5 protein-coding genes are annotated in these 6,873 nt (G+C 38.0%); 3 read left to right on the top strand and 2 right to left on the bottom strand.

Annotation, left to right across the window (positions count from 1 at the left end; all coding sequences use genetic code 11):
- Positions 1-16 precede the first annotated feature (16 nt).
- Positions 17-619, top strand: a complete 603-nt coding sequence (gene lpoB, locus H4J67_RS15630; RefSeq protein ID WP_182204272.1) for a penicillin-binding protein activator LpoB — start codon at positions 17-19, stop codon at positions 617-619.
- 30 nt (positions 620-649) lie between these two features.
- Positions 650-1,123 carry a glycine zipper 2TM domain-containing protein gene (locus H4J67_RS15625; protein WP_182170584.1) on the top strand — a complete coding sequence of 158 codons (474 nt, stop codon included), beginning with the start codon at positions 650-652 and terminating at the stop codon, positions 1,121-1,123.
- Between the two features lie 68 nt (positions 1,124-1,191).
- Here the strand turns inward: H4J67_RS15625 and H4J67_RS15620 are convergent, their stop codons facing one another.
- Positions 1,192-1,377, bottom strand: a complete 186-nt coding sequence (locus H4J67_RS15620) for a hypothetical protein (RefSeq protein WP_182170587.1) — start codon at positions 1,375-1,377, stop codon at positions 1,192-1,194.
- 310 nt (positions 1,378-1,687) lie between these two features.
- A complete protein-coding gene (locus H4J67_RS15615) occupies positions 1,688-3,178 on the bottom strand; it encodes a M28 family peptidase (RefSeq protein ID WP_182204271.1) in 1,491 nt (496 codons plus the stop codon).
- A 464-nt stretch (positions 3,179-3,642) separates the two neighbouring features.
- Between H4J67_RS15615 and H4J67_RS15610 the strand changes: the two genes are divergently transcribed.
- A complete protein-coding gene (locus tag H4J67_RS15610) occupies positions 3,643-6,804 on the top strand; it encodes a TonB-dependent siderophore receptor (RefSeq protein WP_182170593.1) in 3,162 nt (1,053 codons plus the stop codon).
- Positions 6,805-6,873: the final 69 nt, after the last annotated feature.

The raw sequence follows: 6,873 nt of genomic DNA, 5'->3' as shown, positions 1-6,873 counted from the left end.
TATTAAGGAAGTACTTATGAAAAAATTAATGATTGCTACTACTGTTGGTTTAGCTATTACCCTTGTGGCGGGTTGTGCGCAAAAGTCAGTGGTTCGCTACGGTGATGCGACAGCGGTTGAGACGACCGATATCAACTTTGGCTCTACTGACTTACAAAAAGTTGCTGGAGAAATAACTGACTCGTTATTATTGTCGCCAGTTGTAGGTACGTTAACGCAAAATAAACGTCCGATCATGTTTGTTGAGCGCCTTAAAAATAAAACCAGCGAACATATTGATACTGAATCAATTACTGATTCAATTTCAACAAAATTACTACGTTCAGGCAAGTTTCGCTTTGTTGATATGGCGCGAGTAGAAGCGGCTCGTGAACAAATAAAATTTCAACAAGACAGTGGTATGGTTGACACCAATAAAGCTGTGCAATTTGGTAAGCAAGTTGGCGCTGAGTATATGCTTTATGGGAACTTATCAAGTATTGTAAAATCTAACAAAGACAAGTCTGATGTCTATTATAAATTTACACTACGTTTAATGGATTTAGAAAGTGGCTTAGTTGAATGGGCTGACGAAACTGAAATTCGCAAAACTAAAGTTAAAGCATCAGTGGGTTGGTAAGAGCCGATATTTACTATTTAGGGGGAGATCATGATAACAAAGCTATTTTCTTGTTTGTGCCTATTAACGATTTTATTAAGTCCAATAGTGAATGCACAATATGACAGAAACAAAGCCGTACCTGTCGAAAAAGTTCTCTTTGGAAAAGTACAATCGGTTAGAAATATTACTGAAGTAGAACTTATTGAAGATAAAGAAAAAGGCTGGAAAGTTTTTGGTGGTGCGCTTATTGGTGGTGCGATTGGCAATCAATTTGGTAGCGGTAGTGGCCGTGATGTTGCTACTGTTCTTGGTGCTTTATTAGGTGGCTCTATGGCCAATAATAAAAACCCACAATATCACCGTAAGACGCTTCATTTAGTTGAGTTAATGATAAAAACTGATCAGGGTAAGGAGTTTATGGTCGTACAGTATTTAGATTCAAGAATGATTTTTCAACGTAATGATGCTATCCGGCTGATTTATTTGGAAAATGGCTCCGTACGGCTTGATAAACAAATGTAAATATTCAAATAAATATAGCAGGCTTGATAAAAAGTGAGTTGGTGTTAGCAACTGCTCATTTTTTTTGTTTAAATAATAACGACTTCGATGTCATTATCCTTATCTCGTTCAAAATATAACTGTGCTAGGTCAGCACTACCAAATAATTTTTTGATTTTTTGATAAGCAATGAATTTTTGTCTTGCGAGTTTGGGATCTGTACTTTTAAGCAGAAATAACCAGGTTTTTACCAAAGCAGTTGGCATTCTCTTCATATTATTACTCCTTTAATAACATTTTTATGGAGTATAGATAATCTTAATAAAAAAATGACCTTTATTTTAGAAAAAGGTGCTTAAAGCACACTAGAGTAAATAAAGAGGTTTTAGTTCGTAGTAAAGTACTTGGCTGGCTATCAAGTTTATAACTTAATAGATGAAGGTTATCCGCTTCCTTAATTAGAGACAATATCATCGATATAGCCGCTTTCTATTGTCGTTGAATGAGTTTTTTTCTTCTATCAACAAAAAACCGCTAGATATTGCTATCGAGCGGCGAAAAGTATTTAAAACAAGTTAACTAGCTTTAGTGTTGAATACCACGTTTGTTTTCTTGCCAGCTTTGTTGTAAACCAAAGGTTTTCATCGCTTGTTCAAGGTTATATTTTTCAACCATTTTTACCACTTGCTCTGAGGTTTGACGTTGCCAAGGGATCTGGTCAAGGTTAGCAATACCTAAAATAGTTGCCCCCATAATAGCGGCGTTCAATTTTAATTGTTGTTGGTCTACTTTTTCAAAGGTGTCTGATTGAGCATGATAATTAGATGCATAGTTAGCGTCTGCTTGGTTAGCCACAAGGTTTGCGATACCTTGCATCATAAAGTCATAATTGTCAGTGCCAACAACCGGATCAACTATTTGGCTAAATGAACCCAATTCTGCATCGGGATGCAAAACACTGTCGATGGTTGCTCTAATTTCTTCACGACCATTAATAAAAAAGCCCGTAATAGCACCGGTGCCAATATCTATGGTTGCGGCTAAAACATGATTATCTAACTCGTCTCTATGTGTTTGAGTGTACCCCCAAGAACCGTACATCCCCTGTTCTTCGCCGTTAAAGAGTACAAAGCGAATAGTACGCTTAGGTATTATTGCAAGCTTAGTGATTTGACGAGCAAGATCTATCACTAGACTAACATTAGCGCCATTATCAAGAGCGCCGGTACCTAAATCAAAAGAATCAATATGAGCCCCAATTAAAACAATCTCATCGGGATAGGTGTCACCTTTAATTTCAGCAACAACATTATTAGCTTGATAAGGCTTTTCACCTAATATATTTATTTTCGCTGTTAATTTTAGTGATTCACCTGAGTTCAGTAGGCGTTGAGTGCGCAAGGCACTTTCCCTTTCCATAACAACAATGGCTAATTTATTATTAACCCCGGAGCTAGGTAAGTGGCGGTACAAGAGATTTTTTGGCCGAGAAGACATATAAATAATACCTGTGGCTTTGACCGCTAACGCTTGTTCTTCGATAATGACCGCATTGTTATACTCTTGAAAAAGACCTGAAATGCCGCGTTCATCATCCAAAATATCAGTTTCAATCAGTAACCACTTATCTGCTAAGTGATCGTCAATATTCATTTTTTCAAAATCTGCCAAACTACCTTTATTCAGATTGACGATTTTAGCGCTAAGGCCTCGATAATGGGTTTTTTTAGTAAAAGGCATAGCAACAATACGAGGTGAAAAATTTATTTGGCCATTAAAAACTTTAGCGCTAATCGTTTTCTCAGACCAAGCTCTTGGCATAGTAAAACTTTCTTTTTTAGCGGTAACACCCGCTTCATGAAATTTTTTCAGCGCCCAATTAACCGATTTTTTATTAGCCTGAGTACCCGTTAAGCGAGCGCCTATTTCATCTGTTAGTTGCTTTAAGTCTGAAATAACTGGGGTGGGCGCCTTTAATGTGGCAATTAAGTTTTCAATGTCGCTATTAAAAATAGACGTCGCGTAAGCACAATTGATTAAAAAAGCTGGCATAAGCAGCAAAGGGATAATTTTCATAATATTATTTTCTTTTATTGTTTTAACTATACATAACGCTTGGGGAATAATCAGTCAAGTTTGTTTTCAATAAATATGATCAGGAGAAAAAATAAAAAGTTAATGTTTTAAAGTAACTAGATAGAGATCATGTAGATATAAGAATTTCTTTAATGATTCATTAAAACTTTACCCGTGAATTTTTAATATAAATCAGTGGTGAAGCTATCAATTAAATTATTACTCACTTTTTGAGCGATTTTATTTATCAATGTGTGGCTAAAAGTTTACAGAAAAAGCAAACCTTTTAAATCTGTTTACTATTTTTGGTATGAATTCTATACGTTTAGGCTAGTGTTAGTTTGTTCAGTTTAACTTAAGTTACGTTTAGTTAAGGATATTACGAAGTTGTACTTGAGTGATCAGTTTTAAGGAATTAACTGAATAATTATAAAAATAAATATAATTAACTAAAGGATAATACTATGACAAAGGCATCCCCAATAGCGAAAGCTATCAAATACGCACTACTTGCTGGTGTATCTACTTCAATGTTATCAATGCCTGTTTTTGCTGAAGAAGTTGGCGCAGAAAAAGAAGTTGAACGAATTTCTGTTACGGGTTCACGCTTAAAAAAAGCAGAATTTTCAAATGCTTCTCCTATTCATGTCATCACGGCTGAAGATGCAATGAAAGCTGGTGTTAGGACAGTCGCTGATTTATTACAAAATACATCAATGGCAAATGGTCAACAATTCGATGGTTCATATAACTCTAACTCTGGTGGCTCTAATGCATCAGAAGCACCGCCAAGTGGTGGTGTCGGTTCCTCTAATGTTGGTTTACGTGGTTTAGGCCCAGAGCGAACCCTTATTCTTATTAATGGTCGACGATTGGGCTCCTCAGGTGTGCGAGGTGCTCCATCACAACCTGATTTAAGTTTGATCCCGGTTAATATGGTGCAGCGTATTGAAGTGATCACCGAAGGAGCTTCATCTATCTACGGCGCGGATGCTGTTGCGGGTGTTATTAATATTATTCTCAAAGAAAGTTTTGACGGCTTTGAAGTTTCAGCAAATATTTCTGATACGCAACACGGTGGCGGCGCTACAAAAGATTTCTCATTTATTACTGGCTTTGAAGGTAAGAAATCAAAATTTACCCTCTCTGCATCTTATTATGAACGCGATCGTATTGCCGTAAAAGACCGCACCGATTGTATTCGTAAAATCTTTGAAGACGACAACGGCAAAAGAACCTCGGTATGCTCAAGCCGCTTTTGGGATAATTCTATCTTAGATATTACCGGTTACAATGCTGATGATCCAAACGCGCCAGTGATGACCTATCCGCATCCATCCGGTATTGGTTTTTTTACTACCCCAGGTTCATCTGATGTTGGTATTCCGGGTTTTAGTTCGGCTTTTGGTTTACCCATTCCAAATGATCCTAACGTTGATATTACCAGTTCAGATCAATTTAATCGCCGTATATACTCACCGGCACATTCTGATGCTGTTGACCGTATGGAAGCCGATTTAATTCAACCAGTAACCCGCTTTACTCTGGCGGTAAATGGTAGCTACTCACCTGATTTTTTTGGTGGTGATGAAGAAATATTTTATGAAGGCTATTATTTCCATCGTAACCTAACCAGCTTAGCTTCTACTGAACAAATTTATCCAACAATAGCTGCTAATATCCCCCACGAAGATGCAAATGGTAATTTAGTCACTAACCCTGATGGCTCATTGAATTTAGTTGATAACCCACTAAACCCGTTTCCAGATTATGATGTTTCTCACATCATGACTTTAGAAGACTTGCCACAAAAACGAGAGGTTGAATTAAATCACTTCCGCTTTGTTACTGGTTTACGTGGTGACTTTACCAGTGACTGGCTATCTAATAAGGGCTGGAGTTATGAGGTGTTTGTTTCATACGACCGTGGTGTTGGTGATCAAACTCAGCCCGTAATGAATGAAACTAACCTAGCATTAAGTTTAGGGACATTGCGTCTAGATAATGCCGGTAACCCTATTTGTGGAATTAATGCCCCAGCTGGGATTGGGTTTATTACTGCCAATGAATGTGTTCCTGTCGACTTTTTTGCAGAATCTATCTTTAATGGCGGTAGCTACGGTGGTGGTACATTCGCTACACAAGCAGAAAAAGACTTTTTAATCGGCACACGTATTAATACAACAACCGTTCAGCAATCAATGCTCTCGGGTTTTGTTACCGGTGACGTCTTTGATTTTGAAAAAGGTGCGGCTGCAACGGTTGCCATGGGACTTGAGTACAGAAAAGATCGCATAGATTCTGCGGGTGATATGCTAGGTTCAACAGGGTTAGTCGCGGCAGAGAATCCATTAACCGAAGGGGCAACCATTGGCTCTCGTGATGTGAGTGATGTTTTTGCGGAGATATCATTACCAATTGCAGTCGATCAAAACTGGGCAAATTTATTTGAAGTTGAAGCGGCGCTTCGTTATACCGATGAGTCTAACTTTGGCAGTGAATTAACCAATCGCGCACGTGTTACCTACAAACCTTCTGAAACCTTACTATTTAGCACCTCGTATGGTACCTCTTTTCGAGCACCAAATTTACGAGAGCAATTTCTTGCTAACCAATTTGGAGGTGTAAGTGGTAGTGCTGATCCTTGTATGGTCTCAGAATCGTTAACGACAAATAGCCAATATGATCCCTCTAAAGAAAATCGCTCACAAACAATTTTAGATAACTGTAGTGCTCAAGGTGCTGACTTTACTCAAATTGGTTTAAGTGGTGTACCCAGTATCCCAACCTCTTCAAGCGGTAATGCTAGAGACCTAAAACCTGAAACATCAGAAAATATTACCGCAACATTTAAGTGGACACCGGTGTTTGAAGGGGATTACGAGTTTAACTTTGGGGTTACTTACTTTAGCTTAGTCGTTGAAGATACCATTCGAACAATTAGTGCGGCGACTATTTTAAAGCGTTGTTTTGACTCTCCTAATATGGAAAGCTCATTTTGCCCACGTATTTCACGAAACAGTGGTAATGCACCCGTGATTAACTTTCCAAATTTAATTGATACCTCGTTTATTAATATTGGTGAAGAGACCTCGAAAGGTGTTGATGTTAATACACGGTTCGTGACTAACTTTGATAATGTAAGAATGACATGGGACAACCAATATACCTTACAAACTGAACGAGAAGTCACTATATTCAAAGGTGAATCATCTGAGGACTTGTTAGAAGATTTTGGTACGCCAGAGCATCGTTTAGTGTCAACCTTGAATTTTTCAATGGATGAATGGAACTGGATGATCATGGCAAATTATATGTCGGGTACTCAATCAGCTGATGATGTCAGAGATACGGCTAAATGTGATGTCTTTATTAAAAATGAAGACTTAGTTGGTAAACCGCAAACCGTGCCTGTTTGTTCTGCCGATAGTGCGGTTTATGTTCATACATCTGTCACTTATACCGGTGATGACTTTTTAGTGACAGCAGGGATGAAAAATGTCTTTGATAAAGCGCCAGAGTTGGTTGATTTAACCGCTGGCTCAAACCGTGGCAACATGGTGACTTCATCGGGATATGATTTATATGGACGTAGCTTTTTCTTAAATGCTTCTTATCGCTTTTAGTCATTTAAGCCGTCATATTTAAGCAAGTAGATAAAGGGCGATACGAGAGTACCGCTCTTTTTATTCAGG

This window comes from Colwellia sp. BRX10-4 (assembly GCF_014077465.1).
Classification (GTDB): Bacteria; Pseudomonadota; Gammaproteobacteria; order Enterobacterales; family Alteromonadaceae; genus Colwellia_A.
Note: the sequence above shows the minus strand (reverse complement) of the source record. Positions and strands in the feature narration are given on the sequence as shown.

Excerpts from the sequence above, each read along its gene's own strand:
- H4J67_RS15625 (WP_182170584.1), top strand. The coding sequence starts at position 650 with ATGATAACAAAGCTATTTTCTTGTTTGTGCCTATTAACGATTTTATTA.
- lpoB (WP_182204272.1), top strand. The coding sequence starts at position 17 with ATGAAAAAATTAATGATTGCTACTACTGTTGGTTTAGCTATTACCCTT.
- H4J67_RS15620 (WP_182170587.1), bottom strand. The coding sequence starts at position 1,377 with ATGAAGAGAATGCCAACTGCTTTGGTAAAAACCTGGTTATTTCTGCTT.
- H4J67_RS15610 (WP_182170593.1), top strand. The coding sequence starts at position 3,643 with ATGACAAAGGCATCCCCAATAGCGAAAGCTATCAAATACGCACTACTT.
- H4J67_RS15615 (WP_182204271.1), bottom strand. The coding sequence starts at position 3,178 with ATGAAAATTATCCCTTTGCTGCTTATGCCAGCTTTTTTAATCAATTGT.